This is a genomic window from Bordetella genomosp. 7, assembly GCF_002261265.1.
Classification (GTDB): domain Bacteria; phylum Pseudomonadota; class Gammaproteobacteria; order Burkholderiales; family Burkholderiaceae_B; genus Bordetella_A.
This window is the reverse complement of sequence record NZ_NEVK01000007.1, coordinates 63,834-89,798: the sequence shown is the minus strand read 5'-3', so window position 1 is coordinate 89,798 and position 25,965 is coordinate 63,834. Positions and strand designations below refer to the sequence as shown.

General features: G+C 64.1%; 24 protein-coding genes. 9 read left to right on the top strand and 15 right to left on the bottom strand.

The window, feature by feature from the left end; all coding sequences use genetic code 11:
- Positions 1–48: 48 nt before the first annotated feature.
- From CAL19_RS15050 to CAL19_RS15025, 6 genes are all read right to left on the bottom strand, one after another.
- Positions 49–1,020 carry a Bug family tripartite tricarboxylate transporter substrate binding protein gene (locus CAL19_RS15050; RefSeq protein ID WP_094797250.1) on the bottom strand — a complete coding sequence of 324 codons (972 nt, stop codon included), beginning with the start codon at positions 1,018–1,020 and terminating at the stop codon, positions 49–51.
- Positions 1,021–1,092: 72 nt separating this feature from the next.
- Complete coding sequence (locus tag CAL19_RS15045; RefSeq protein WP_094797249.1) at positions 1,093–1,791, bottom strand: 3-oxoacid CoA-transferase subunit B; 699 nt, start codon at positions 1,789–1,791, stop codon at positions 1,093–1,095.
- A complete protein-coding gene (locus CAL19_RS15040; RefSeq protein WP_094797248.1) occupies positions 1,784–2,455 on the bottom strand; it encodes a 3-oxoacid CoA-transferase subunit A in 672 nt (223 codons plus the stop codon). The genes CAL19_RS15045 and CAL19_RS15040 overlap by 8 nt, the downstream gene beginning before the upstream one ends.
- Entirely contained in the window at positions 2,456–3,424 is a 969-nt protein-coding gene (locus CAL19_RS15035; RefSeq protein ID WP_026639523.1) for a Bug family tripartite tricarboxylate transporter substrate binding protein, read from the bottom strand.
- A gap of 78 nt (positions 3,425–3,502) precedes the next feature.
- Complete coding sequence (locus CAL19_RS15030; protein WP_094797247.1) at positions 3,503–4,675, bottom strand: thiolase; 1,173 nt, start codon at positions 4,673–4,675, stop codon at positions 3,503–3,505.
- A gap of 11 nt (positions 4,676–4,686) precedes the next feature.
- Complete coding sequence (locus CAL19_RS15025) at positions 4,687–5,073, bottom strand: Zn-ribbon domain-containing OB-fold protein (RefSeq protein ID WP_094797246.1); 387 nt, start codon at positions 5,071–5,073, stop codon at positions 4,687–4,689.
- A gap of 302 nt (positions 5,074–5,375) precedes the next feature.
- On the opposite strand from CAL19_RS15025, the gene CAL19_RS15020 reads away from it, so the two are divergent.
- Positions 5,376–6,281, top strand: coding sequence for a LysR family transcriptional regulator (locus tag CAL19_RS15020; protein WP_170941547.1), 906 nt, complete (start codon positions 5,376–5,378; stop codon positions 6,279–6,281).
- A 31-nt stretch (positions 6,282–6,312) separates the two neighbouring features.
- Here the strand turns inward: CAL19_RS15020 and CAL19_RS15015 are convergent, their stop codons facing one another.
- The 5 genes from CAL19_RS15015 to CAL19_RS14995 form a co-directional block, all read right to left on the bottom strand.
- On the bottom strand, positions 6,313–6,537 hold the full coding sequence (locus CAL19_RS15015; RefSeq protein ID WP_094797244.1) for an acetyl-CoA carboxylase biotin carboxyl carrier protein subunit: 225 nt from the start codon (positions 6,535–6,537) through the stop codon (positions 6,313–6,315).
- Positions 6,538–6,544: 7 nt separating this feature from the next.
- Positions 6,545–7,861 (bottom strand): acetyl-CoA carboxylase biotin carboxylase subunit, encoded by a 1,317-nt coding sequence (locus CAL19_RS15010; protein ID WP_094797243.1) that lies wholly within the window; start codon positions 7,859–7,861, stop codon positions 6,545–6,547.
- Positions 7,858–9,960: an acetate--CoA ligase family protein gene (locus CAL19_RS15005; protein ID WP_170941546.1), complete on the bottom strand. Its 2,103-nt coding sequence runs from the start codon at positions 9,958–9,960 to the stop codon at positions 7,858–7,860. Before CAL19_RS15005 ends, CAL19_RS15010 begins: the two co-directional genes overlap by 4 nt.
- Before the next feature lie 2 nt (positions 9,961–9,962).
- On the bottom strand, positions 9,963–10,949 hold the full coding sequence (locus CAL19_RS15000; RefSeq protein WP_094797241.1) for a Bug family tripartite tricarboxylate transporter substrate binding protein: 987 nt from the start codon (positions 10,947–10,949) through the stop codon (positions 9,963–9,965).
- Between the two features lie 89 nt (positions 10,950–11,038).
- Positions 11,039–12,586: an acyl-CoA carboxylase subunit beta gene (locus CAL19_RS14995; protein ID WP_094797240.1), complete on the bottom strand. Its 1,548-nt coding sequence runs from the start codon at positions 12,584–12,586 to the stop codon at positions 11,039–11,041.
- 412 nt (positions 12,587–12,998) lie between these two features.
- Here CAL19_RS14995 and ychF point away from each other — a divergent pair, with 412 nt between their 5' ends.
- The 8 genes from ychF to CAL19_RS14955 all read left to right on the top strand — a co-directional run bounded on the left by ychF (position 12,999) and on the right by CAL19_RS14955 (position 22,684).
- On the top strand, positions 12,999–14,090 hold the full coding sequence (gene ychF, locus CAL19_RS14990; RefSeq protein ID WP_094797239.1) for a redox-regulated ATPase YchF: 1,092 nt from the start codon (positions 12,999–13,001) through the stop codon (positions 14,088–14,090).
- Between the two features lie 172 nt (positions 14,091–14,262).
- Positions 14,263–14,745 (top strand): aminoglycoside 6'-N-acetyltransferase, encoded by a 483-nt coding sequence (gene aac(6') / locus CAL19_RS14985; protein ID WP_094797238.1) that lies wholly within the window; start codon positions 14,263–14,265, stop codon positions 14,743–14,745.
- A 400-nt stretch (positions 14,746–15,145) separates the two neighbouring features.
- Positions 15,146–16,330 (top strand): MFS transporter, encoded by a 1,185-nt coding sequence (locus CAL19_RS14980; protein WP_094797237.1) that lies wholly within the window; start codon positions 15,146–15,148, stop codon positions 16,328–16,330.
- 425 nt (positions 16,331–16,755) lie between these two features.
- The gene (locus tag CAL19_RS14975; RefSeq protein WP_026639133.1) at positions 16,756–17,298 is read left to right on the top strand and encodes a fimbrial protein; all 543 of its coding nucleotides are present in this window, start codon (positions 16,756–16,758) and stop codon (positions 17,296–17,298) included.
- Between the two features lie 178 nt (positions 17,299–17,476).
- Positions 17,477–18,256 carry a fimbrial biogenesis chaperone gene (locus CAL19_RS14970; protein WP_170941545.1) on the top strand — a complete coding sequence of 260 codons (780 nt, stop codon included), beginning with the start codon at positions 17,477–17,479 and terminating at the stop codon, positions 18,254–18,256.
- A 29-nt stretch (positions 18,257–18,285) separates the two neighbouring features.
- The gene (locus CAL19_RS14965) at positions 18,286–20,793 is read left to right on the top strand and encodes a fimbria/pilus outer membrane usher protein (RefSeq protein WP_170941544.1); all 2,508 of its coding nucleotides are present in this window, start codon (positions 18,286–18,288) and stop codon (positions 20,791–20,793) included.
- Positions 20,780–21,892 carry a fimbrial protein gene (locus tag CAL19_RS14960; RefSeq protein WP_170941543.1) on the top strand — a complete coding sequence of 371 codons (1,113 nt, stop codon included), beginning with the start codon at positions 20,780–20,782 and terminating at the stop codon, positions 21,890–21,892. The genes CAL19_RS14965 and CAL19_RS14960 overlap by 14 nt, the downstream gene beginning before the upstream one ends.
- Positions 21,893–21,898: 6 nt before the next feature.
- On the top strand, positions 21,899–22,684 hold the full coding sequence (locus tag CAL19_RS14955; protein ID WP_094797233.1) for a fimbrial biogenesis chaperone: 786 nt from the start codon (positions 21,899–21,901) through the stop codon (positions 22,682–22,684).
- 25 nt (positions 22,685–22,709) lie between these two features.
- Here the strand turns inward: CAL19_RS14955 and CAL19_RS14950 are convergent, their stop codons facing one another.
- The 4 genes from CAL19_RS14950 to CAL19_RS14935 form a co-directional block, all read right to left on the bottom strand.
- Positions 22,710–23,117, bottom strand: a complete 408-nt coding sequence (locus CAL19_RS14950; RefSeq protein WP_038852200.1) for a hypothetical protein — start codon at positions 23,115–23,117, stop codon at positions 22,710–22,712.
- 238 nt (positions 23,118–23,355) lie between these two features.
- Positions 23,356–24,090: a LuxR C-terminal-related transcriptional regulator gene (locus tag CAL19_RS14945; protein ID WP_094797232.1), complete on the bottom strand. Its 735-nt coding sequence runs from the start codon at positions 24,088–24,090 to the stop codon at positions 23,356–23,358.
- 198 nt (positions 24,091–24,288) lie between these two features.
- The gene (locus CAL19_RS14940) at positions 24,289–24,741 is read right to left on the bottom strand and encodes a MarR family winged helix-turn-helix transcriptional regulator (protein ID WP_094797231.1); all 453 of its coding nucleotides are present in this window, start codon (positions 24,739–24,741) and stop codon (positions 24,289–24,291) included.
- A 119-nt stretch (positions 24,742–24,860) separates the two neighbouring features.
- On the bottom strand, positions 24,861–25,913 hold the full coding sequence (locus tag CAL19_RS14935; protein WP_094797230.1) for an adenosine deaminase: 1,053 nt from the start codon (positions 25,911–25,913) through the stop codon (positions 24,861–24,863).
- Between the last annotated feature and the right edge of the window lie 52 nt (positions 25,914–25,965).

Genomic DNA, 25,965 nt, shown 5'->3' with positions numbered 1-25,965 from the left:
CGCCCAGGGGCGCAGAGCCAGCCCGCGGCGGAGCCCCCTCCTGGCGGCTTATTGCATCTGCACGCCGGCGTCCTTGGTCAGCTTGCCCCAGCGCGTGAGTTCCCGGTCGATGTGTGTGTGGAACTCGGATGGCGTCGAAGCGATGACGTCGTAGCCCATGCCATTGAGCTGTGCCTTGATCTGCGGCTGATTGGCCGCCCTGGCAAACGCCTGGCTGAGGCGATCGATGACTTCCGGCGATGTGCCCGCGGGGGCGATGATGCCGTACCACCCAGTGACCGAGAAATCAGGAAAGCCGGATTCTTTCACGGTGGGAACGTCTGGCAACAACGACGAGCGGTTGTCGCCCGTTACGGCAAGCGCCTTCAGCTTCCCGCTTTGCACATGGCTGACCGATGTGGAGATGCTGTCGAACATCAGCGACACATCGCCGGCCAGCAGGGCGATCACCGCCGGGCCGCTGCCCTTGTATGGCACATGCAGCATATCGGTGTCTGTCACGGACTTGAACATCTCGGCGGCCAGGTGGCTGGTGTTGCCGTTGCCGGCCGACGCGAAGGTCAACTTGCCCGGGTTCTTCTTTGCATAGGCCACTAGCTCCTGCATATTATCGGCGGGAGTGGCCAAGGGCGCGGCAACCACCAGCGGCAGCTGGGCAACCAGAGACACCGGCGCAAAATCCTTGCGGGTATCGTAGGGCAGGTTGCGATACAGGCTGGGGTTGATCGCGTGCGCGGTGAGCACCATCAGCACAGTATGGCCGTCAGGCTCGGCGCGAGCCAGCTGCGCGCTCGCAATGGTTCCGCCCGCGCCCGGCTTGTAATCCAGCACGATGGGCTGGCCCAGTGCTTTCTGCAGCTCAGCGGATAGCGGGCGGGCCAGCATGTCTGCGCTGCCACCGGGCGGATACGGGATCATCAACTTGATGGGCTGGCTGGGAAAATCGGCGGCATGGGCAAGACCCATGACGCCCGCGGCCAGTAACGATGCAAGACCACGGAACGCGATGCGGCGGAACATAGTGTGTCTCCTCCTGGTTGTCATGGCGCGGTTGCGCGGTGCTGCATGGGGCCCATGCCAGGGATCATGGGTTTATTCGATTCGAGCCATGCCCGTGCCGTGCAGGCGGATCCTGCGCAGTGCGCCCTCCACATGCAAGGGCGCCCCGGTCATGGCCTGCAGTTCGTCCACTGTCATGCCATCCACGATGGCGCGCAGCACAAAACGCTGGTCGCGCACATCGACGACCGCGTAGTTGGTGTAGACGGTATCGACCACGCCCACACCGGTAAGCGGGTAAGTGCATTGCGCGAGCAGGCGCGTTTCTCCGGACTTGGTCGTGTGATCCATCATCACCAGCACCTGGCGAGCGCCCACGGCAAGGTCCATGGCGCCGCCAATGGCGGGGATGGCATCGGGCGCGTCGGTGAGCCAGTTCGCGAGATCCCCGTTGCACGCCACCTGGAAGCCGCCCAGGATGCTGAAGTCGAGACGTCCGCCCCGCATCATTGCGAACGATGTGGCGTGGTCGGTGATGGAGGCGCCGGGTATCAGCACTACCGGTACACGGCTGGCGTTTATCAGGTCGGGGTCGGCCTGATCGCCTTCGGCGGCGGCTCCCATGCCCAGGATGCCGTTCTCGCTGTGCAGCAGGATCTCGCGATCGGGGGGAAGATAATCGGCCACCAGCGTGGGCATGCCGATACCCAGATTGACGCTTGCGCCTTCGGGGATGTCCTGCGCGACCAGTTGCGCGATCTGCTGCCGGCTGAGCGAAATGGGCTTATTCATCGGATTCTGCCAAGACAACAGCGTTGACGAACAGGGCTTGGGTCATGATGTATTCCGGCGGCAACGACCCCGCTTCGACGATCTCGTCGGCCTGCACAATGGTGTGGCGCGCCGCCATGCACATGAGGGGATTGAAGTTCCTGGCCGCGAGCCGGTACATCAGGTTGCCCAGGCGGTCTGCCTGGTGCGCGCGCACCAGCGCAAAATCGGCGGACAGCGGCTGTTCCAGCACGTAGCCCTTGCCGTCGATCACGCAGGTTTGCTTGCCCTCGGCCACCCGGGTGCCGTAGCCCGTCGGCGTGTAGAAGGGGCCCAACCCTGCGCCTGCGGCGCGGATGCGTTCGGCAAGCGTGCCCTGTGGCACGCATTCCAATTGCACCCGCCCCGATCGGTAAGCGTCGGCAAAAATTTCCGAGCGCGGCGGCCTGGGGTGCGAGCAGATCACCTTGTTCACGCGGTTCGCCTTGATGAGCGCCGCGATGCCGCGTTCGCCGGCGCCTGCATTGTTGCTGATGATGGTGAGGTCTTTGGCGCCCATGTCCAGTAGCGAACTGATGAGTTCAAACGGAATGCCGGAGTCTCCGAAGCCGCCCACCATGATCGAGGCTCCGTCGTGTATTACTGTCAGCGCCTCACGATGCGAGGACTTGATCTTGTTGATCATTCAATTCCCTGCCGAGATATTGGCCGCCTTGACCGTGCCCGCCCACAGTTCGCGTTGCGACTTGACGAAGCTCTCGAATTGCGCCGGGGAGTTGCCGCCGACGACGCCGCCCAGATTCTCGAAACGCTGCCTGACTGCCGGCGTTTCCATGGCCGACCTGGCGGCCTCGTAGATTTTCTGAACCACATCGTTCGGCGTTCCCTTGGGGGCGAACAGTCCGAACCATGCGGTAACCACCATGTCCGGCACGCCGGCCTCGGCCATGGTCGGCACGTCGGGCAACTGCGGATTGCGCGCTTCGCTGGTGATGGCCAGTGCGCGCAGCCGCCCTGCCTGGATCTGCGCAAGCGAACTCGGCAGGTTGTCGACCATGAAAGTGAACTGGTTGCCCAGCAGCGCGGTCACGGCAGGCGCGGCGCCCTTGTAGGGAACATGGGGTGTTTCCATGCCGGTGCGAAGCTTGAACAGCTCGCCCGACATATGAGGCGATTGCCCAGTACCCGAACTGCCCATCGTAATCTTTTCGGGGTTCTTCTTATACAGGGCGATCAGGTCCTGCACCGACGACGCAGGCGTGTCGGCATTGACAACCAGGACGTTCGGTACGGCGATGGCCAGCGTGATGGCTTGAAAGTCGTCGGGTGAGTACGGCAGGTCGCGGTACATGCTGTAGTTGATGGCATTGGGGCCAATATTGCCCATCAGCAGTGTGTAGCCGTCGGGGGCGGCGCGCGCCACTTGCTGGGTGCCGACGATGCCGCCCGCGCCGGCGCGGTTTTCGATGACGACTGTGGCGCCCAGGTGCCGAGCCATCGGCTCGCTGATGGCTCGGGCTGCCATGTCGGTCGTGCCCCCGGGAGAGGCGGGCACAACGATGGTGATGGGGCGGTCTGGCCATGCAGCGTGCGCGGCAAGCGGCAGAGCCGCCGCGCAGGCGAACAGAGCGCAGCACAGAATACGGATCTTCATGGTGTCTCCTCGTGTCATTGTTCCGGAGCGAGGGTGAACCCGCCCCGCGGGGCGCAACGGCGTTGCGCATTTCCCCTTCTAAAGCACGGCCTCCGTTCCCAGGATGGCGGTCGATTGACTGGACAGGGTGCCGCCGTTGCCATGCACCACCGCGGTCTGCGCATTCGCGACCTGGCGTTCGCCGCAGTTCCCGCGTAGCTGGCGGACAGCCTCGATCAAGATAAAAATGCCGTACATGCCCGGGTGTACGCACGACAGGCCACCGCCATTGGTGTTCACCGGCAGGCGTCCTCCCGGCGCGATGGCGCCGCCGCTGACGAATGAGCCGCCTTCCCCCTTCTTGCAGAAGCCCAGGTCCTCCAGGAACAGAATGGTGTTGATGGTGAAGGCGTCGTACAGTTCAAGCACGTCGATGTCGGCCGGTTTCAGCCCCGACATCTCGAAGGCGATGCGGCCGGATTGCTGGGCAGCCGTGACCGTCAAATCGTGCATGGACGAGATCTGGCGATTCCAGCATGCCGTGGAGTTGCCCAGCACGTAGACCGGCTTGTGCCTCATGTCGCGCGCTCGGTCTGCACGCACCAGCACGTAGGCGCCGGCGCCATCCGTTACCAGGCAGCAGTCGCGTACGGTCAGCGGGTCCGAAACCATGCGTGAGTTCAAGACGTCGTCAATGGTCAGCGCATCACGCATGAAGGCTTCGGGATTGAGCCGGGCCCACTTCCGGGCGGCAACCGCCACTTCGGCCAATTGCTCGCGTGTCGTGCCGTACTGGTACATGTGCCGGGCGGCAGCCAAGGCATACGAGCTCAGCGGGTTCAACGGCTGATATGGGTTCTCGTAGGGTTGCGGGTCCAGCTTGCGGCGCGCCTTTCCAACCTCGGCGCGGTTAATCGTGGACGTGCGCTGCGTACTGCCGTAACAAACTAGGACGGCGTTGCATTGGCCCGAGTTCAGGGCAAGGATGGCCGGCATCAGATGGGCGACGAAACTCGAGCCGCCCACCATCGTGTTGTCTATGAACGTGGGGCGGATTCCCAAGTGTTCAATAACCGGCATGGCCCACATAGTCGAGGACACGCTGGCAGTGGCGATGCCATCGATGTCCTGCATCGTCAGGCCGGCATCGGCAACGGCCAGCTGGGCTGACTGCACCAGGATTTCCATCTCTGTATAGCCGTGGGCCTCGCCCAGGCCGGCCTGGCCCACGCCCGTGATGGCGGCCGCGCCGCGAAGTTGATTGAGTGCCATGTGTTTCTTTCCTAGGCAAGGCGGAAGACGATCTGGTTTCCGTCTTCGCCGCGAGTGATGGCCGCTTGGACTTGCATGCCGATCTTGACTGCGGCGGGGGCGACGCCCTCGACGCGGGACATCATGCGCACGCCTTCTTCCAGGTCGACCAGCGCCACGTGGTAGTCGCCGCCTTGCTCAGGCCTGCGTCGGATCACAGTGGTGGAATAGATCGTCCCCCGGCCGGACGGAGCTACCCAGTCCAGTTGTGAACCACCGCAATGGGGGCAGAGCATGCGCGGGTAGAACACATGGCGCGAGCACGCGGCGCAGTGCTGGATAAGAAAACGGCCTTGCGCGAGCCGGTCGTGAAAGTACCTATCGGGGCCTATGGCCTCGGTGGATTGCGTATCGGGCATGTTGCGACATTCCTTGGAAACAGGACGGCAGAAAGCGACACTCTTTGATTGTGCGGCGGTGCGCATCTTTGGACCATATTGATTTCTTTAGGGCAATGTTCTGATCAAATGAACCCTGTGCGCCCTGCAGGGTTTGGGCGCCATCGCGCGGGCGGGCCTGCGCCCGCCCTGGGCAAATTTGGCCGCACCGTAGATGCTTGAGCACCCTGCCACGTTTGGTTAGCATGCGTGTTGCGCACGCCGTCGCGCCTGCTGGCGCGTCTTACGTCCTTTCCCCGTGCCTGCACCATGGGCGGAGCATCATGGATCTGGTCGATTGTCGTCTGGTGGTGAATATTGCCCGCACCGAAAGCCTGACCCACGGGGGGCGGGACACCTTTCTTTCGTTGCCGGCGGCGAGCCTGCGGCTCAAATCGCTTGAAGGCGAACTGGGCTTGCGCTTGTTTCATCGCAAGCACAACGGCATGGCCCTGACGGAAGCCGGCCGGTCGTTCCTGCTGTATGCCGAACGCGTGTTGGCCAGTGTCGACGAGATGCACCTGAAACTGCACGAATTCAAAGACAAGAGACGCCGATTCCTGCGCGTGGCCGCCAGTTCGTCGTACGTAACCGACTATCTTCCCGCACTGGTAAAGGCCTATCTTTCCCAGCATCCCGACGTCAGCATCACGGTCCACGCCGCACGCAAAGAAGAAATCGAGACCGGCATCATGCATGATCGCTTCGATATCGGCTTTATATCGTCCCCTGAAACGTCGTTCAGCGTCGAGACCATAGATTTCGGATTGGACCCGCTGGTGATGATCGTCTCGGCCAGTTCCGAGCTGGCCCGTCTTGATAGCGTGGACGCCCGGCGTTTCGCCGCGTGCGAACATGTGGTGCTGGGCGAGAGCGCCACAATGACGAGCTATTTGCGCGAGCGGCTCGCCGAGCACGGATGCCAGTTGAACGTACGGGTGAGCGTGGCAGACTACAAGACCATGTACGACATGGTAGCGGCCAATATCGGCGCGGGACTGATTCCGCAATCGCTGGCGCGCCGCTACGATCATTCCAACGTAAAGTGCATTCCTATAGATGCCCAGTGGTCGCAGCACAGGCGGTACGCCGTGGTCGCTGAAGGCGCACGGTCGATTCACTACGTAAACGACTTCATGTCTTATGTGATCGACCATTGGTTCTCCGACGAAACGCCGCGTGCGGCGTGATGCGCGCACGCCTTGTGCGAAAACGCAGGCACTACGCAACGATACGGAGCAGTTCTTGCTCTTCTTCCACGGCATCGGCAGCCTGGGCCAGCACGCAATCAACCGTGCCGTTCACTTCGGCTTCGACCGGGATTTCCATTTTCATGGATTCGATAATGGCTAACAGGTCGCCCGCCTGCACGGACTGTCCCGGCCGAACGTTTATGCGAATCAGCGTGCCGGATACCGGGGCATAGACAGATAGAGTTTGGCGCATATCGACCTCAGTGGTTATCGGTGGAATGTTCGGCACGACGGAAATCCCGGGACGCCAAGGTTTGCAGCACAAAAGGAATATTGGTCTTGACCCCGGTGATTCGTGACTGCACAAGCGCCTGTTCCAGGCGATCGATGCAGGCGTGGCGATTCGCGGCGTGCGCAATGACTTTGGCAAGCATCGGGTCGTAGTAAGCGGTGACGCGGTTGCCGGGCCCATAGCCGGTTTCCACCCGTATGCCCGCATCGGCCGCGAAGGCGAATTCCGACAGCACGCCGCATGACGGAAAGAAGCTCACCGGATCTTCGGCGTAGATTCTGGCCTCGATGGCATGGCCGTTGCACGCGATGCGGGCAGGCAGCACCTCGTCCAGGCGTTCTCCCAGGGCTAGCCGGATTTGCGCGGCCACAATGTCTATGCCGGTGATTTCCTCGGTGACTGCATGTTCGACCTGTAGGCGCGTGTTCACCTCCAGGAATTGAAAGCCGGTATTCGCGTCATACAGCATCTCGACGGTGCCGATCACGTCGTACGCTATCGCGCCCATGATGCGCTCGAGCTCAGCGATGATGGCAGTCAACCGTTCGGGCGGCACGTTGGGCGCCGGGCTTTCTTCGATGACTTTCTGGTGCCGTCGCTGGATGCTGCAATCGCGTTCGAACAGGCAGCGCACATTGCCATACCGGTCGGCCAGGAACTGAAACTCGATATGGCGAGGGCGGACAGCCAATTTCTCGATGTATAGGCCCGACGTGCTGAAAGCCTTTTCGGATAAGCTCTTTGCCCGCTGCCAGGCGACGGGGATTTCGGCCGCTTCGCGAATGGGCACCATGCCGATGCCGCCGCCCCCGCCCGATGGTTTGAGCAGCACGGGCAAGCCCAATTGATCGACGGCGGCGGCCAGATCGTTCTGCGCGTACAGTTCGCCGCTGCTGGGAAGCATGGGCATGCCGAAGGGCTGCAGATATTGCCGCGCGCGTATCTTGTCGCCCAGCAGCGAGATCCAGCGCGGCGAGGGGCCGATAAAGGCCAGGCCGGCAGCCTGGACTCTTTCGGCGAATTGCGCGTTCTCGGCAAGAAATCCATACCCTGGATGGACGGCCGCGCAATCGTGCGCAAGTGCGGTGCGCAACAGCGTTTCCTGGTTCAGGTAGCTGTCGCGCGCGCTTGCCGCGCCAATGTTCACCGCCTGATCAGCCTCCTGCAGATAGGGCAAGGCGGCATCGGCGTCCGAATACACAGCCACCGATTCCATGTCCAGGGCTTTCAGGGCGCGCAGGATGCGCGCGGCGACCGCCCCCCGGTTGGCGACCAGTACTTTCATGCCAGGGCCTCCTGCGCTTGCACCACCAGCGCGTCGACAATGACAGGCCTGGCGTCGCCGCGCTGTACTCGTATGGGATTGATGTCTATCGATCGAATACGGTTGCCCGGTTGTGTGACCAGCTGTCCCAGGTTGACCAGGATCTCTGCAATGGCCGCGAGATCCACGGCCGCCATGCCGCGCAGGGCGCCGAAGGCGGGTGCAATATGCAGCCGGGACAGGTGCTCCAGCGCTTCGCCGTGTGTAAGTGGAGCGGGGATGAAGCGGATATCCTCCAGCGCTTCGACCAGCACGCCTCCCAGGCCGACGGCAACCATTGGACCGAGCTGGCCGTCGACCTGTGCGCCGGCCATCAGTTCAAAGTCGGCGGGGACAAAGGGTGCGAGCAACAGCCGCGGATCCGTCTCGCCCAGCACGCGCAACTGGCGCAGCAGCGTGTCCGCCGCGTCGCGAATGGCGCCTTCCGTTGTCAGCCCTACATGCACCAGCCCGTGTTCGGACTTGTGATGGATCTGGTCGCTGATTCCCTTTAGAACCACGGGCCCATGCTGCATGGCCCTCCAGGCATCGGCCGCTTCTTGAGCGGACGCGCAAACGCGGTAGGAGACGACCGGCAGGCCGGCATCGGCCAGCAGGCTGAGGCTGTCGAGTTCATTGTGGATGCGAGGCTCGTACGGGAAGGCCGCGCGTGCGGACAGGGCATCGGGCAGCGCGCCCGGCATTCGCGAGCGGCGATCGTGATAGCGCGCCAGCTGCGCCAGCGCGGCAACCGCCCGTCGTTCGCTGCTGAATACGGGGATGCGTTCGCGGCGAAAGATCTCGGCAGTCCATTCCTGGTTGACGCTCACCGCTACCGGGCAGGCTGCCCGATCGGAGAATGCGCGCAACTCGCGCGCGTAGCGCGGGAAGTCATACCCCTTCCCGCCGACAGGAAACCCCGCGAGCACCATGTCGGTATTGTCAGCTTGTTCCAGCCGCCCCAGGATCTGCTCGAACAGGTCTGGCTGCTTCAGGCTCGCCGTGGTCATGTCTATGGGGTTGCCCGGCGCGATGTAGGGCGGCAGGACTTCGGACAATCGCCGCTTGAAGTCGTCGTCGAACGAGCCGAGCTGCAGGCCATATTCTTCGGTTGCATCGGCGGCCATGACGCAGGTCGCGCCCGAGTTGCTGACGACGGTCAGGCGCTTGCCGGGATGTCCGCGCTGCGCCAAAAACAACTGACTGAGCTGAGCAAGCTCTTCCAGGTCCGCTGCGCGCAGTACGCCGTATTTTTCCAGAAACACATCGACCAGACGGTCTTCGGAAGCCAGGGCGCCCGTATGTGATGCGGCGGTCTGCTGTCCGCTGCGGGTGCGGCCGGCCTTCACCATCAGGACGGGCAGACCGCGGTCGCGCGCCTTCAAGGCAGCCTGGGCGAGCTTTCGCGGATTCTTCAGCGACTCCGCGTACACGAGCACCAGCTCGACGCCGGCGTCCTCGACAAATGCCTCGACCATATCGGCCACGTCCACGTCTGCTTCGTTGCCGGTAGCCACAAGGTACCGAGCCCCGAGCCCCAGCTCTGCAAGACGGGCGTACAGTATCTGCGACCCCGCGCCGCTCTGGCTGACAATGCCGATGGGCGAGACGGGCGGCGACAGCTGATCGATGATGGTGCCGAAATGCGCAATTGCCCCGGTGGCGAAGTTGGCCACGCCCTGCGTGTTCGGGCCCACCAGCCGTAGCCCGCCGTTCCGGGCGATGCGGGCGATTTCAGCTTGGCGTGCCTGGCCGTGATCGCCCAGCTCGGCGTAGCCCGACGCATACACAATGGCGCCGCGGGCGCCGAGGGCCACGGCAGATCGCAGAGCGTCATCGACCAGCGTCTCCGGCAAGGCCACAACGACCAAGTCAGGCGCCGCAGGAAGTTCTTCCAGTGCCTGGAAAGCCGGCACCCCCTGCACCTGGCGCTTGCTCTTGGTAATGGGGTATATCGTGCCGGAATACGCGGCGCGGCGCATATAGTCAATGACGCGGCCACCAGGCTTCAGCGGGTCATCCGATGCCCCGAGCACCGCGACGGACCCGGGGTTCAGCAAATGCGTCAGTGAAGATTTCAAGGTCAGTTTTCCGTTCTCAGGTTGGCGGCTTCGGCGACTTTTTTCCACTTATCGATTTCGGCCTTCAGGTAGTCTTTCACCTGGGCATCAGTCAACGTCGATGGAGTGGCTGAGATCTGCTGCAGGAACTCCTTGCCTTCGGGTGTCTGCATGCTTTCTATGGCCGCCTGGTTCAGGAACTTCTTGACGGCCTGGGGCGTTCCTGCGGGGGCGGCCAGCGCTATCCACGTGGTGGCTTCGTAGCCATCCACACCCTGTTCCGCGATGGTGGCTATATCCGGCAGGATGTCAAAGCGCTGCGCCCCGGTTACGGCCAGCGCGCGCAACCGGCCTTCTTGCAGGAATTGAATGACGGAGCTCGGGTCCACGAAGCCGGATTCGATCTGCCCCCCTACCAGGTCATTGACGTGCGGCACCATGCCCCGGTACGACACATGCTGCAGGTTGGCGCCGGTAAGATGCTTGAGCAATTCTCCGGAAAGATGAGTGGAGCCCCCCGTGCCGGACGACCCGAACGACATGCCGCCCGGCTTCTTGTTGGCGTAGTCGATGTATTCGCGCAAGCTGTGCACCGGCACTTTCTCGTTCACCACCAGGATATTGGGTGTGGTCACGAAGATCGCGATGGGGTCGAAGTCGCCGACCGGGTCGTAGGGCAGGTCGGCGCGCACCGCCGCGCTGATCGCAAAGTGCGTGGCGGTGACCAGAAGGTTGTAGCCGTCGGGCTCCATGCGTGCGATGGCTTGTGCGCCTACCTGGCCGCTAGCGCCCGCGCGGTTCTGCACCACCACAGTCTGGCCGGTTTTCTTTTCCAGGTAAGCCGCAAAACGGCGGCCGATCAGGTCGGTGAGCCCGCCAGGCGGGAAGGGCACGATGATGTTGACGGGCTTGTCGGGATACTGGGGCGCCGCCTGCGTGCTGGTGCCATGAAAGGCGGAGGCCACTATGGCGCACGCCACCGTGGCGGAAAGAAAAGCTCTTCTTTGCATGTCTCGACTCCAATCTATGGCCACTTCCACACAATGCGGGCGGCCTTGTTATGAAATGGAATGAACAGCTGGCGCGCAGGCGCAGGCCTTCACGGCCGATAGCGAAAGTGGGTCAAGCCGGCCTTGCGCAGGGGCGCCACCAGGTTGGCAAAGTCGCAGAGAATGCGCCGTGTGTCCCGCGGATCAATGATCTCTTCGATCACAAAGGCTTCCGCACTGCGAACCGGCGAGGCGAACTGGCGCAGGCGCGCTTCGATTTCCTGGAGTTTGGCCGCCGGATCTTCGGCTGCGAGCAGCTCGCTCTTGTATGCCGCTTCCAGGCCGCCCTCGATAGGCAGCGACCCCCAATTGGCCGAGGGCCATGCATACCGCAGCGCATAACGGCCTTGATGCTGGTGCCCTGCAGCGGCCACGCCATATGCCTTGCGCAGGATCATCGTGCACCACGGCGTCGTGGTCTGGTACACGGCAGATAGCGCGCGCACGCCCGCCCGCATCACGCCCGACTGTTCCGCTTCGATACCGATCTGGAAGCCGGGCACGTCAACGAAGTTCACCACAGGAAGGTGAAACGTCTGGGCCAGGTCCACGAACCGCGTGAATTTCTCGGTTGTGTTCTTGTCCCAGATTCCGCCGTAGTGGTAGGGCTCGCTGGCCAGCACGGCCACCGGCCAGCCATCCAGGCGAGCCAATCCGGTGACGATGCCTTTTCCCCAGTGGCGGCCGATCTCGAAGAACGAGCCCGCGTCCATCACGCTTTCGAGTATGGGGCGGATCTTGTACACCTTGCGCGGATCACGCGGAATGGCATCGAGCAGAGTCTCGTCGCGGCGCCCAGGATCGTCCGTGCATGCAGCACGCGGCGCAAGCTCGAACACCGAGCGCGGCAGGTATGAAAGAAAACGCCGGGCCCGCGCAAAGGCCTCGGCTTCCGAGCCCACTTCGTCGTCCACCACCCCATTGCGGGTATGGATGTGGCTGCCGCCCAGTTCGTTCTTTTCCAGCTTCTGCCCGATACGGGCGACCACGGGCGGGCCGGCATTGAACAATTGCGACGTGCCGCGCACCATCATCGAGTAATGGCTCGCGGCTACGCGGGCCGCACCCTTGCCCGCCACCGAGCCGAGCGCCAGACCCACTACGGGTACGCGGGCCAGGTTTTCGGCAACCAGTTGCCATTCCCGCATCATCGGCAGCAGTGTGTGGCCCTTCGTCTCGATGTTCTTTACCGAGCCGCCGCCGCCAGTGCCGTCAACCAGACGGATCATGGGCAGTTCCAAGTCATGAGACATGCGTTCGGCGTGCGCGAGCTTCTCGGTGATGGCGCCATCGTTTGCGCCGCCGCGTATCGTGAAGTCGTCGCCTACCAGCACCACAGGACGACCGTCGACCAGCGCCCGCCCCATGATCAGGTTCGACGGCACGTACGAAGCCAGGGCGCCGTTTTCGTCGTATCGGGTAAAGCCGGTAATACTGCCGATTTCCTGGAAAGAGCCCGGGTCGGCAATAGCGTCTATGCGTTCGCGCACCGTGAGCTTGCCGGCCGCCTTGTGTCGGGCGACTTTTTCTTCCCCTCCCATTTGCTGGGCAATAGCCTGGCGGTCGGCGATGTCATTCAGTTCGTTTTGCCATGTCATGCGCGATCCTCCTTCGCCGAGGCATCTTCACATCGGCGCGCCGGGCGCGGCAAGTTGAAATTCCAAAAGTGCCCATAAGCAAAGGAAAACCGTCATAAAAATCAAGATGTTGCGGCCGGGCCCAAGTGCGTGTGGCGGCTTTCACGGAACCGGGCAGCCGGTCGCGTGAGCAGTCCCGGGCGCCCCGTAGCGCGGAATCAGGGGCGGTAGGGCGCGGGGCTGTCGAGCCAGGGGGCCGCGTCCGGGCAGGGCGGCTACAATCGGCATGAATTTGGACCAAGCAGGCGCAACAGGGGCGGCAATACCCCATCCAACATGCGGGACGCCGGCGGCGGTGATTACCGGCGCACAGGCGGCGGGCTCCGGCCCGTGGTTCCGGTTGGGCAACCGCGCCGATAAATCAAGGACTTACATGGCTCTGCAATGCGGCATCGTCGGCCTGCCCAACGTGGGCAAATCGACGCTTTTCAACGCCCTGACCCGCGCGGGCATCGCGGCGGAAAACTACCCCTTCTGCACCATCGAACCTAACGTGGGCGTGGTCGAGGTGCCTGATCCGCGCCTGCAGCAACTGGCCGAGATCGTCAAGCCCGAGCGCGTGCTGCCTGCCACCGTGGAATTCGTGGACATCGCCGGCCTGGTGGCCGGCGCCAGCCAGGGCGAAGGCCTGGGCAACCAGTTCCTGTCGCACATCCGCGAAACCGACGCCATCGTCAACGTGGTGCGCTGCTTCGAAGACCCCAACGTCGTGCACGTGTCGGGCAAGGTCGACCCCATTGCGGACATCGAAGTTATCGAAACCGAACTGGCCCTGGCCGACCTGCAAACCGCCGAAAAGGCGCTGCACCGCCATTCCAAGACCGCCCGGTCGGGCGACAAAGAAGCCCAGCGCCTGGTGGCCGTGCTTGAAAAATGCATCGCCGCGCTCAACCAGGCCAAGCCCGTGCGCTCGGTAGACCTGTCTGATGAAGAAACCGCGCTGATCAAGCAGCTGTGCTTCATCACCGCCAAGCCGGCCATGTACGTCGGCAACGTCAGCGACGACGGCTTCACCAACAACCCGCTGCTCGATCGGCTGACCGAATTCGCCGCGTCGCGCAACGCGCCGGTGGTGGCCATCTGCGCCGCCATCGAATCCGAAATCGTCGACCTTGCGGATGAAGACCGCCAGGTCTTCCTGGCCGACATGGGCATGGAAGAGCCGGGCCTGAACCGCCTGATCCGCGCGGCCTTCAAGCTGCTGGGCCTGCAAACCTACTTCACGGCAGGCGTGAAAGAGGTGCGCGCCTGGACGGTGCCCATCGGCGCCACCGCGCCACAGGCCGCGGGCGTCATCCACACCGACTTCGAGCGCGGCTTCATTCGTGCGCAAACCATTGCGTTCGACGACTACATCGCCTGCAAGGGCGAGCAGGGCGCGAAAGAGGCCGGCAAGATGCGAGCCGAAGGCAAGGAATACGTCGTGCAGGATGGGGACGTGATGAACTTCTTGTTCAACGTCTGAACATGCTCCAGGTGTCTGACTCCCGAAGGGTGTCAGACACCGTAACAGACGTCTGGCCGCACGTCCCTACACAAAGGTGTTCTTCGGATCAGCACAGAGACGACCTGCCAAATGCGGTATGCCCTTTTAGCCGCACGCAAGGCCACCCCCGATTCCAGACCGTGGCCACAACATGAATCCCCCCCAAAAACCCTCCCCATCCCACCTGACAGTACGCCGCTGCGTTCAGGCAGACGACGCCGCCTGGCTGCGGCTGCGGCAGGCGCTATGGCCGGAATGCGCGCGCGCTGAACACCTGGCGGAAATGGCGGATATCGTCGCCGCATCCGAGCGGTGGGCGGTGTTCCTGGTGTACGCGGACGCGCGGCCCGACGCCGTGGGGGTGGCCGAGGTTGCGTTGCGCTATGACTATGTCAACGGCACGGCGTACTCGCCTGTGGCTTTCCTGGAAGGTATTTATGTGGACCCGCAGTACCGCAGGCAGGGCGCGGCGAGATTGCTGGTCGAAGCCGTGCAGGGATGGGCGGCGCAGGCGGGCTGCATGGAATTGGCGTCGGATGCGTTGCTCGGCAATGCGCAGAGCCACGCGTTGCACCGGGCGTTGGGGTTCGTCGAAACCGAGCGGGTGGTGTTTTTTAATAAGCGGCTGACGTAGCAGGGTGGGCCAGGGGCGGCTGGCTTGCTGTGTGACGGCTCACGTTGAGTAAGGTGTCCGACACCTTTCGGAGTCAGACACCAGCGGCGGCGTTCCGGTTGTGCCTGACATCGTGTGAATGGCAGACACCAGCGGCGATATCCCAGCAGTGCCTGGCACTCTTTGAAAGCCCGACCATGCCAGGGGCGGCTGGCTGCGCGGACGGCTTCACGCCGTGAATAAGGTGTCTGACTCCCCAAGGGTGTCTGACACCCTTGCCCTACCGTAAACCGCCTTCTCGCCGAATTCACCCCCGCCCTCTGAATATTCCTCATTCTATGCAGGCCCGTTCCTCATATTTCGACTGGTAATATGCATATATAAATAAAACACTCTTCGGCCCTCCTTCACGTATCCGGCAATGAATCGCGACCTCTGGCTGTTATCCGTTCTGCAGGGCCTGTTTCTTACCAATAACGTCACTTTCATCGCCATCAATGGACTGGTGGGGTTCGAGCTGGCGCCTTATGGGTGGCTGGCGACGTTGCCGGTGATGGGCTATGTGGTGGGCGGGGCCTTGTGCACGGGGCCGGTGGCGTGGACGCAGACGCGCTATGGACGCAAGGCCAGTTTTATGCTGGGGCTGGCCGTGGCGCTGGGGTCAGCGCTGCTGTGCGCGTTTGCCACATATATCCAGAGCTTCTGGCTGCTGTGCACGGCCACGGCGATAGCGGGGTATTACTCGGCCAACGGGCAGCTGTACCGCTTTGCGTCGGCCGACCTGGCTGCGCCGCAGGCGCGCGAAAAAGCGGTGTCGCTGGTGATGGCGGGCGGTCTTCTGGGCGCGGTGCTTGGCCCGAACCTGGCGTCGTATACCCGGGGTTTGCTGGCTACGCCGTTCGTGGCCGCTTACCTGGCGCTGGTGGCGGTTGCCCTGGTGGCCATGGCGATCCTGTGGTTCATGCGGTTTCCGCCTGCGCCGGTGCGCAAGCCGGGCGCGGCGGGCGGCCGGCCCATGGCGCTGATCGCGCGGCAGCCCGCGTTCATTGTGGCCGCGGGCGCGGGCGCGCTCAGCTACGGCATCATGAACCTGCTGATGGCGGGCACGCCGCTGGCCATGCAGCATCACGGCCTGCCGTTTGCCGATGCGGCTTTTGTGCTGGAATGGCATGTCATCGGGATGTTCGCGCCGGGCTTTTTCACGGGGCACTTGATCAAGCGCTTTGGCACGCTGCCGATCATGGGGTGGGGGGCGCTGCTGAATTTCGTGTGCATAGGCGTGGCGCTGTCGGGCACCGATTTGCATCACTTCACGCTGTCGCTGTTCTTGCTGGGCGTGGGCTGGAATTTCCTGTTCACGGGCAGCACCACGCTTGCGCTCAGCACCTACGCGCCCGAAGAGAAAGACCGCGCCCAGGCCGCGATCAACTTCTGCGTGTTCGCGGTCATGGCGGTCAGTTCGCTGACCTCGGGCATGCTGGTGACGACACAGGGCTGGACTATTCTGAACCTGGGCTCGCTGGCGCCGCTGGTGCTGATCTGCGTGGGCCTGGTGTGGCTGTCCTATAGCGGCCGCAAAGGGCAGAGCGCGGTATCAGCGGGCTGACCGCCCCGCTGTCCCTACGTTCGCTCAGTCAACCGGCGCGCGGCAGCGCTGGATCTACACACTGCACAGGGCAGGCTGCCCGCGAATCTGCCCGGTACGCGTCCACTCCTACATGAACCGGATTCTCGCGACAGAAGTCGCGGGACAATTGGCCCAATCGCTGAATCAAAATGTTGATTCGCCGAAGAATTAATTCGATATCTGAATTTATGCATCCGCGCCAGCACAATTCAAACAAACGTTTGATTTAGCGCAAGAGCGCGTTCGCGCCTTCTCCGTATTCTGCTGCCTGTAGGGTACGGGGGCGCGGCCAGCGGCCACTTCCAGCCAAGTCTGCTCCCCGGTAAATCTACCCCCTCGTTAAGCGGGTCGTCAGTATCCGCAGTCTTCAAGGGGTTTGTTGCGTAGTCCACTGGAGAGCCATCATGAAACATCAGTTCCGCATCATCCCGGCGGTAGTCGCCGCCGCCATCGCAATCGCCCCGGCCGCGCATGCCGCCGACGGCACCATCGAGTTCCAGGGCGTCATCACCGACACCACGTGCGCAATATCGGTAAATGCCGGTACGAACAACGGCACAGTGATGCTGCCTGCCATCGGCGCCAGCGCCCTGCCTGCAGCGGGCGCCACCGCCGGCACCACGCCTTTCACCATTACGCTGGCCGGCTGCGCGGGCGCCACGTTGAACACGGCGCACACGCATTTTGAAATGGGCCCGGCGGTTGACGTCGCCACGGGACGCCTGAACAACACGTCGGGCACGGCCACCGGTGTGCAGATCGAAGTGCTCAATGCGGCGCAGTCGCCGATCCGGTTGGGCGCGGCCGCAAGCCAGGGCGACCTGGCGGTGGACATCTCGTCCGGTGGCGCCACGCTGGGGTATTACGCGCGCTACTACGCCGATGCCGCGGCGGTGACGCCGGGCACGGTGGTGTCCCGCGTCGACTACACCATCCAGTACCTGTAGCGCGCGACGCATGCCGCGCCCGTGCCGCGCCGCTGCGCGCGGCGTATGATGGGCGCAGCGATTGTGTCGTTCCGTGCTGCATCATGCGCAGTGCGCGGCGCCTTATGCCAACTACATAAGCACGGCGCCCGGCTGCTTGATGGCGGGTCTGCTGCAAGACCCGCAAGGAGAGCAAACGATGAAAATCCGCTCTTGCCCTGCGTGGGTTGCCGCCGCGCTGTTGTTGTGGTGCGCGGCGGGCGCCGCGATGGCGTCGGTTGTGGTCAACGGCACGCGTGTCATCGTGGACGGCGCGGCCGGCGAAGCCACCGTGCAGCTGCGCAATACCGGGCAGCAGCCCGTGCTGGTGCAGGCGTGGATCGACGACGGAGACGCGGCCGCCGACCCGCGGCATGCCAAGTCACCCTTTGTGCTGACGCCGCCCGTGGCGCGTATCGATGCGCAGAAGGGGCAGGCCCTGCGCATCATCCGCGCCGCCGATATTGTTCAGGCTGGCCACGAAAGCCTTTACTGGCTGAACGTGGTGGAAGTGCCGCCCAAGCCGGCCGCCCGGCAGGCGGGCAGCGACAATGTGCTGATGTTCTCGTTCCGCACGCGCATCAAGGTGTTCTACCGGCCGGCGGGGCTGCCCGGCCACGCTGACCGGGCACATGAACAACTGTGCTTTCGCTACGAGCCCGCGTCGCGCAGCCTGGTGGTCAGCAACCCTACGCCTTACCACGTCAGTTTTCGCCGCCTGGCGCTGCTGGGGTCCGGCGGGCGCGTCGCGGGCGAGTTGCCGGCCCGGCCCGACAACATGCTGGCCCCCGCGAGTACCGGGCGGTTTGTGCTGCCCGTGGCCGGCCCTTTACCTGCACACCCAATGGTGGCCTACACCGTCATCAACGACCACGGCGGAGACGTGGTCGGGCAACGCAACAGCGTCGCGGCATGTCAACCGGCAAGCAACGGTCGCTAGGCGGGTGCCTGGGCGCTTGGGCGGCGGGGATGGCGGCGGTACTGGCATCGTGGGGCGCGCAAGGGCAGGCTGATGTCGAGTTCGACGAAGCATTCCTGCGGTCGCCTGTGGACATCCGCATGTTTTCGCAAGAGACGCTGATGCCGGCCGGCGAGCATTCCGTGGATGTCATCGTGAACGATACCTGGAAGGGCCGCCACATCATGACTTTCCGGGTGCCGGCGGGCGAGGCGGGCGGCGCACAGCCTTGCTTTGACGCCGCATTGCTCGACACCCTGGGTTTCGATGCGGATGCCTATTCCGCCGGCCTGCGCGCAAGTTCGCCGGATGCGCCAGCGTGCCAGCCGTTGCATGTGATCGTGCCTGACGCCCGGGCCGCTTTCGACAGTGGGGAACTGCGGCTGACTATCACCGCCCCACAATCGCTGCTGCGGCGGCAGGCGCGCGGCTATGTCGACCCGGCGCTCTGGGAAGATGGCGTCACTGCGGGCATGCTGCAGTACGACTATCTGGGCTATCGCTCCGAAAGCTCGCTGGCGGGCGCGGCGGACGACACCAGCCATTATCTTGGGCTGCGCGGGGGGCTCAATCTGGGCAAATGGCGCTTGCGGTATCGCAGCGCGCTCAATGCCGGTGGCGGACGCGGCACGTCGTATCAGGGCCTTGCCGCATATGCCGAGCGCGGCATTGCGTCCTGGCGCAGCCGCTTTACTGTGGGCGACGCCATGACCGATGGGCAGGTGTTCGACAGCCTTGGCTTTCGCGGGGTGCAGCTGGCGTCCGAAGACCGCATGTATCCCGATTCGCAGCGGGGTTTTGCGCCGGTGGTGCAGGGTATCGCCCGCAGCAATGCCCGGGTAAGCATTACCCAGCAAGGCAACCTGATCTACGAAACCACCGTGCCGCCCGGCGCGTTCGTGATCGACGACCTGTACCCCACGGGCGCGGGCGGCGATCTGCGGGTGGCCGTGACCGAAGCGGATGGCAGCACGAGCACTTTCACGGTGGCGTATGCCGCCATGCCGGAGTTGCTGCGCCCGGGCGTGACGCGCTACAGCGTGATGGCGGGGCAGTACCGCAACAATGTGGTGGACGATACGCCCGCCCTGTTCATGGGCACCCTGCGGCACGGGTTCTCGAACGTGGTAACCGGATACGGAGGCGTGCTGGCCGCGCAGGGCTATCAGGCTGCAGCAAGCGGCATTGCGCTCAATACGCAGTTCGGCGCCATATCTTCGGACATTACGTATGCCCGCAGCGACCTGGGCGATGCGGGGCGGCACGATGGCCACAGCATCCGCCTGGGGTATTCGAAGATCCTGCCCGCGACGCAGACCAGTCTTGCGCTGGCGGCTTACCGGTATTCCAGCGCGGGTTTCTACGACGCCAATGATGCGTTCCTGCTGCGCGAGTTTGCTGGTGACGATACGCCATGGCAGTTCACGTCGCTCAAGAGCCGGCGCAACCGGTTTCAGCTGAGCCTGTCGCAGGCGCTGCCCGGTTCCTGGGGCGCCATAAGCGCCAATGCGTCGCGCCAGGATTACTGGGGCGGGTCAGGCGCCGACACCGAATTCCAGCTGCAGTACAACAACCGTATCGGCCAGGTGAACTACGGCGTAAGCGCCGGGCGCACCCGTCTTCTGGAAACCGGGCAATGGAATAACCAGATCATGCTGACCCTGTCGGTGCCGCTGGGGTCGACGGCGCGCGCGCCCAATCTTAGCGCCACGTACAGCCGCGACCGCTATTCGCAAGGCGCGCAGACGGCGCTTTCCGGCACGGCGGGCGACGATCACCAATACGGCTACAACGTGTTCGCCAGTACGGTGCAAGGCCGACCCGGCCCGCGCGTTACCACGGCAGGGGCGTCTGCGTCATGGTCTGCGCCATTCGCGAACGTGGGCGCAAGTGCCTCCGCAGGCAAGGATTACCGGCAGTTCAGCGCCAGCGTGTCGGGCGGCGTGGTCGCGTACGCGGGCGGGGTGGTGATGGGACCCATGCTGGGCGAAACCGCCGCGCTGGTCGAGGCGCCGGGCGCGCAAGGGGCGCGCATCACCAATTACAGCGGCGTGCGGCTGGACAGCCGGGGACGCGCCATCGTGCCGTACCTGAGCCCTTATCGGCAGAATACGGTCGAGATCGACCCCAAGGGCATCAGCACCGACATCGCGGTCAAGGAAACCAGCCGGAACCTGGCTCCCACCGCCGGCGCCATTGCGTTGGTGCGGTTTGAAACCGTGGCCGGGCATTCCGTGTTGATGACCATCGTGGACCACGCGGGCGGCGTATTGCCGTTCGGCGCGGCGGTGATGGACGAGCAGGGCGGGCACCTTGGCTATGTGGCGCAGGCCGGGCAGGCGCTGGTGCGCCTGCCGGCACAGGCGGGCCGCGTGCGGATCAAATGGGGCGAGGCGCAGGAAGAATCCTGCACGGTCGCCTACAACTTGGGCGACGGCGGCGTGCGCCACGCGGCGGGCTTTCAGGAGTTCAGCGCCTCGTGCATGCCCGAACCGGAGGACGGACATGGCGGCAGATAAGCAGCGATGCCGCGCGCTGTGGCGGGGCGCGCTGGCCGGGCTGATGGCGCTGCTGGCCTGTGGCGCGCGCGCGGACGGGCTATGGGCCAACTGCGTGCGCGATGCCAGTGCAACGGGTCATATCTATTACCAGTACGTCGATCCTGCGACGATTTTCGTGCCCCGTGACAACCAGGCCGGAGAAGTGATGGGCCCATGGCTGACTGCCGCCAATCCGGCGGCGTGGCGATGTACGCCCTTGCAGGCGCTGCGCGAGGCCGGATCGGTGCAGTTCACGGTGCAGGGTTATCCGCCCTATGTGCGCGACGGCGTCATGGATGTGGACGGCCAGACGTATGGCGTTTACCAGACCAATAATCTGCGCGTGGCCTACATTGCGCGCTGGCGATTTATCGTCAATGGCCAGGTGTCCGACTGGCAGCCGCTCACCATCAATACAGCCGGGCAGCAGACGCCTGCCGCATCGTTTCCCATCACCTACAACGACGGACAGCCTTTTACCGTGGGCGCGGACGTGCAGATACGCTTTGTGCGACGGCTGAATGAGCCGCTGCCGGCGGCGGTGACGATCTTCGACCCCATGTATTTGCGGCACATGCAGACCGACGGCGCCACGATATCGGTAGGCGCGGGCACCTACCGCATTGCACAGGTGCGGCCCAATACGGTCACGCTGGTGTCGGGCGGCACATGCACCACGCCGAGCGTGTCTGTGACTTTGCCCACGGTGCCGCGCAATGTGTTCAAGGGCATAGGCAGTATCGCCGCCACTACGCCCTTCAACCTGTCGTTCAACCATTGCCCGGCGGGGTATCGCAGCATCGGCTACAGCTTTGCGCCCACCACCCAGGTGCTGGACGCGTCGCGCGGCGTGGTGGCGCTGGCGGCCTCGTCCACGGCAGCCGGCGTGGGCATACAGCTGGCGCGCGGCGACGGCACGCCGGTGGCATTCGGCACGGTGTATCCCCTGGCCGATTATGATCCCCGGCGGATGGGCAGCTACGTCGTGCCGCTGCAAGCTTCCCTGTACCAGGTAAGCCCTACCGTGACCAGCGGCACGGTGCGGTCGGCCGTGACCTTTACGCTGGACTATAAGTAGGCCGCCATGTCACAGACTTCCCAGCCACGAAACTTCCGGCGCCTGCGGGCGCGGGCCGTTGCGACACTGTGTCTGGCGGCTGCGCTGCCCATGGCGGCCGCGCACGCCGCCGTGTCGCTAAGCCATACGCGGCTTATCGTGTCGGCGGACCAGCCCGAGGTGACGCCGCGCGTGGCCAACGAGGGCGATCAGCCCGTGTTGCTGCAGATGTGGTTCGATGCCGGCAACCGCGACGCGGACCCACAGACCATCGTTACGCCGTTCCTGGTGCTGCCGCCCATACTGCGGCTGGAAGCCGGCGCGCAACAGCGCCTGCGCATCCTGTATACCGGCCACGGCAGCCCGCCCGCCGGGCGCGAGTCGGTGTACTGGCTGAACATACTCGAGATACCGCCCAAGGCGGATGCGACCGGGGCCGGCCTGCTGCAGATTTCGTTTCGCACGCGGGTGAAGGTGTTTTTCCGGCCCGATGGCGTCAAGGCCGATGCGCGCGCGCACGAGTCGCTGCGGTTCGAAGTGCGCCGGCAAGGGCCGGAACCACGTTTGCGCATCACCAATCCGACACCGCTGCATCAGACACTGCTGGATGTAGTCATGGGCAGCGCGCGCAACCATCACGCGGCCCGCAATCTGGGTGAGCCCGGAATGCTGGCGCCTGGCGCCAGCATCGATTTGCTCATACCTGGCGGGCGCATCGCCGACGCCGGTGAGCCGCTGTGGTATTGCGTTATCGACGACGCGGGCGTGGAATTATGCGGCAGCCGCGCGTCTGTCGGGGCCGCCGGCCGCTAACGGGCAGCGGCGGCCAATGCCCTGATTACCGATCTACGCCGGTACTTCCACCGACGTTGTAGCTGCTCAGCCTGCCGCGGGTATCGAACCAGATGTCCAGGCTGCGCCTGGTTTTGGGGCCTTGCCCGACGTCGATGGCAGTGTCGGCTGCGTAGCCCAGACTGGGCAGATACTCCATCGCCTGGGTGAACAGGTTGCCATTGATCTGCCGTTCGGAATACGACCAATAGCTTGATCCATCAGAGTCGTCGGTCTTGTACCGTGGCGTGCCGAACATTTGCTGCACATCGGCTTTAGTGGTCTTGCCCTTGGCCAGATGCTGGCGCAGGTATTCGGGGCTCATGCGGTCCTGGCCGCCGATACCGCCCGTGCCGGCGCAGGCTGACAAAAGCAAGAAGGTGGAAAGCAGCAGAATTCGTTTCAGACCCAACATGTTGACTCCATGGAAGCGCGTGGCCGACACAGCGGCCGCGTTGATAAAAACCGGGAATGCCTGGACGCCCAGGCCGGAGAAGGACGCTGCGCAACCAGATCGCAGGCGGCCGGATGCTCGGGCGCCGGGCAATCAAAAGCGCGGTCCGAGCGGCTTGCAGTGCGTCGCCGCCGCGGTCGGGACGCAAGCATAGAGGTGCAATGCAAGAAAAGCAGTAGCGCAGATGGGCTAGTGCGTACTAGTGCGCCGGTTGTTCGCTGTCCGGACCTGGGGCCGAAGTGCGTACGGCTGCTGCGTTGCCAGCTTGGGTCGAGCCCGCGTGCAGGGAGCTCATTTGATTGACGCCTGCCTTCGAAGCCAGCGCCGCCGCCGCACTTCGGGTCGACACGTTCAAGGCGCGCAGCAGCGCCGACACGTGGATACGCACGGTAAAAGGGGAAATTTCAAGGCGGCGCGCGATTTCTTTATTGGTAAGGCCATCGACAAGCATGGCCAGTACGTCGCGCTGCCGCTGCGTCAGACCTTCGATACGTTGGGTCCACTGAGTCGGGCTGGCTGCCGGCCCGCGGCTATAGCGCACCACCACGTCCCCGGCCCGCACGGCCCGGATGGCGGCACCGAGCTCGTCGGGCGGCACGGACTTGCAGATGAAGCCGTCGGCGCCCGACGCCAGCAGCGAGTCGATGATACGCCTGTCGGCGTGCATGGACACCACGATGATGGAACTGCCCGGGCAGGCGCCGCGCAAGGCGGCCAGCTGACGGGGAGCGTCGGGCCCGGGCCGCAAGTCCAGGATCAGCGTATCGGGCTGCCATGGGCCGTCTACGGCGCGCAAGGCCTCCGGGACGCCGTCGGCTTCTTTTATTTGTGCATCTGGCACGACGCTCCGGATGATTTCCCGCATGCCGACGCGGAAGGTGGGGTGCTCGTCGACAATCAAGAATTGCGCGGGTGCTGCTATTGCGTACTTCATTGATCTATCAAATACAAGGCCGTACCGCACCCGCCTGGAGGAGTCGCGCGCGTTCAGTCATCTGTCAGAAGGTGCTGGATGTTATGCCATGTATGACAATTTGAACGCGAGCGAAACGCGATTTAATAATTGTTACGTTTTTTGACGAATGGCGGCGGCTTGGCCGGGCGCCGGGCGACTGCGGCGCCTTCGGACGGGTCAGTTGCCCGGTTCGGGCCGCGGCTGGGCGGCCTGCACGAAATTGCGTTCCAGAATGTCCAGGGCGTGGGTCAGGGTGTGGATTTCGTCGTTGGTGAGCCCGCGCAGCGATTCTTCGAAGAACGCTTCGCGGCGCGGCAGGGCCTCGTTGACCACGGCCTGGCCGGTTGCCGTCAGGCTGGCGTTGGTGACCCGGTTGTCGTGGGGGTCGGCGCTGCGCGTCACCCAGCCCAGCTGCTGCATGGCCTGCAACAGCCGCGTCAGCGAAGCGGGATCGAGGCGGCAGCGTTCGGCCAGCATTTTCTGCGAGCATTGCCCGTACTCATGCAGGGTCAGCAGGATGCGCCAGCGCGGCAGGGCATGCCCGACGCGGCTGCTGAAGGATGCCTGCATGGCCCGATAAGTTTGCCCCAGGTGCTGGATGATCTGCAGGCCTTGGTTTTCCTTAGGCAAGACGTGTGTCTCCGGCTAGCGTTTATTCAAGGCGGCGCCGCGGCGCCGCCGCTTTGGGGGCATTGTGCCAGACGAATCCCGCCGGCGCGGCGCGCCGGCCACGGCATTGCCGCCCCTGTCTATGGTTCTTTCGCGACTTGGGCGATCACGCGCGCCAGTTCATCGCGCCAGCGTCCCTTTGTGGCTTCGGCCACAAAGCTGGCGTCGAAGCTGTTGCGGGCCAGCTGCGCGGCGTGGTCGGCGGTAAGCTGCGGCAGCGCGGCGAAGGTTTCCAGGAAATTCTGGTTCAGATAGCCCCCGAAGTAGGCCGGGTCGTCCGAGTTCAGCGTCACGCACAGCCCCGCGTCCAGCAGCGCGGGCAGGTTGTGCTCTGCCAGCGTGTCGAACACTTTCAGCTTCACATTGGACAGCGGGCATACCGTAAGCGGAATGCGCTCGCGCGCCAGCCGCCGGACCAGTTCGGGGTCTTCTACGCACCGCACGCCATGGTCGATGCGCTGCGCGCCCAGCAGGTCCAGCGCATCGCGGATGTACTGGGCCGGCCCTTCTTCGCCGGCATGGGCGACGATATGCAGGCCATGTTCGCGGCATTGCGCGAATACCCGCGCGAACTTGTCGGGCGGATGGCCGCGTTCGCTGCTGTCGAGCCCCACGCCGATGAAGTGCTGCCGGTAGGGCAGGGCCTGTTCCAGGGCGTCGAAGGCGTCGGCTTCGCTCAGGTGCCGCAGAAAACACAGGATGAGCGCGCTGCTGATGCCCAGTTCCGAGCGCGCGGCCGTGCAAGCGCGCACCAGCCCGCCCATGATGGTCTGCATGGGCACGCCCCGGGCGGTGTGGGTCTGGGGGTCGAAGAACAGTTCGGCGTGCACGATGCGATCGACGGCGGCGCGCCGGAAGTACGCCATGGCCATGTCGAAGAAATCCTGCTCCTGGAGCAGGACGCTGGCGCCCGCGTAATAAATGTCCAGGAAGCTCTGCAGGTCGGTAAAGGCGTACGCTGCCCGCAGGGCCTGGACATCGGCGTACCGAAGCGTGACGCCATTGCGGCGCGCCAGCGCAAAAATCAGTTCGGGCTCCAGCGTGCCCTCGATGTGCACGTGCAGTTCGGCCTTCGGCATGGCCTGCAGCAATGCAGGCAGCTTTTGGCGGGGGAAATCGGCTAGGGTGTCCATGAGGGCTGCAATTGTCGGTATCAGGGCGGGCCGGGGGCGCCGGTTTGTTACC